General features: G+C 50.4%; 1 protein-coding gene. It reads right to left on the bottom strand.

Features of this window, described 5'->3' with window-relative positions; genetic code table 11:
* The coding region (locus MM213_RS20545; protein ID WP_241414761.1) for a hypothetical protein at nt 1-1,902 on the bottom strand (1,902 nt) is incomplete at both ends.

Genomic DNA, 1,902 nt, shown 5'->3' with positions numbered 1-1,902 from the left:
ACTGTTACTGTCGCCGTATCACAGTTGTCTGGATTCAACACCTCACAGATACTGTATTCTACTTCGTAGTCTCCCGCTGGCGTGTTCGGTGATACCGTAACCGTTCCATCTGGGTTGATCACTACCGGAGAGTCAGGATCTACATTGATCGGTGTCAAGATCACATCATCAGGGTTAACTAGCTCACCATTCAAAGTATCGTTATCCAATACATTGCCCGGTACTGTGCCACCTGTCGTGCCGTTGATCGGACCGAAGTCATCATCATTGGCTTCTATCGCTGGCGCTGTCACAGTTACTGTTACTGTCGCCGTATCACAGTTGTCTGGATTCAACACCTCACAGATGCTGTACGCTACTTCGTAGTCTCCCGCTGGAGTGTTCGGTGCTACCGTAACCGTTCCATCTGGGTTGATCACTACCGGAGAGTCAGGATCTACATTGATCGGTGTCAAGGTCACATCATCAGGGTTCACAGGATCTCCGTTCAAGGTATCGTTATCCAATACATTGCCCGGTACTGTGCCACCTGTCGTACCGTTGATCGGACCGAAGTCATCATCATTGGCCACTATTCCTGGCGCTGTCACAGTTACAGTTACTGTCGCTGTATCACAGTTATCAGGATTCAACACCTCACAGATGCTGTACGCTACTTCGTAGTCTCCCGCTGGAGTGTTCGGTGCTACCGTAACCGTTCCATCTGGGTTGATCACTACCGGAGAGTCAGGATCTACATTGATCGGTGTCAAGGTCACATCATCAGGGTTCACAGGATCTCCGTTCAAGGTATCGTTATCCAATACATTGCCCGGTACTGTGCCACCTGTCGTGCCGTTGATCGGACCTAAGTCATCATCATTGGCTTCTATCGCTGGCGCTGTCACAGTTACTGTTACTGTCGCCGTATCACAGTTGTCAGGATTCAACACCTCACAGATGCTGTACGCTACTTCGTAGTCTCCCGCTGGCGTGTTCGGTGCTACCGTAACCGTTCCATCTGGGTTGATCACTACCGGAGAGTTTGGATCTACATTGATCGGTGTCAAGATCACATCATCAGGGTTCACAGGATCTCCGTTCAAGGTATCGTTATCCAATACATTGCCCGGTATTGTGCCGCCTTCTGTGCCGTTGATCGGACCGAAGTCATCATCATTGGCTTCTATCGCTGGCGCTGTCACAGTTACTGTTACTGTCGCCGTATCACAGTTGCCCGGATTCAACACCTCACAGATGCTGTACGCTACTTCGTAGTCTCCCGCTGGCGTGTTCGGTGCTACCGTAACCGTTCCATCTGGGTTGATCACTACCGGAGAGTCAGGATCTACATTGATCGGTGTCAAGGTCACATCATCAGGGTTCACAGGATCTCCGTTCAAGGTATCGTTATCCAATACATTGCCCGGTACTGTGCCACCTGTCGTACCGTTGATCGGACCTAAGTCATCATCATTGGCTTCTATCGCTGGCGCTGTCACAGTTACTGTTACTGTCGCCGTATCACAGTTGTCTGGATTCAACACCTCACAGATACTGTATTCTACTTCGTAGTCTCCCGCTGGCGTGTTCGGTGCTACCGTAACCGTTCCATCTGGGTTGATCACTACCGGAGAGTCAGGATCTACATTGATCGGTGTCAAGATCACATCATCAGGGTTCACAGGATCTCCGTTCAAGGTATCGTTATCCAATACATTGCCCGGTATTGTGCCACCTGTCGTGCCGTTGATCGGACCGAAGTCATCATCATTGGCCACTATTCCTGGCGCTGTCACAGTTACAGTTACTGTCGCCGTATCACAGTTGTCTGGATTCAACACCTCACAGATGCTGTACTCTACTTCGTAGTCTCCCGCTGGCGTGTTCGGTGCTACCGTAACCGTTCCATCTGGGTTGATC

This window comes from Belliella alkalica (assembly GCF_022549785.1).
Taxonomy (GTDB): domain Bacteria; phylum Bacteroidota; class Bacteroidia; order Cytophagales; family Cyclobacteriaceae; genus Belliella; species Belliella alkalica.
Note: the sequence above shows the minus strand (reverse complement) of the source record. Positions and strands in the feature narration are given on the sequence as shown.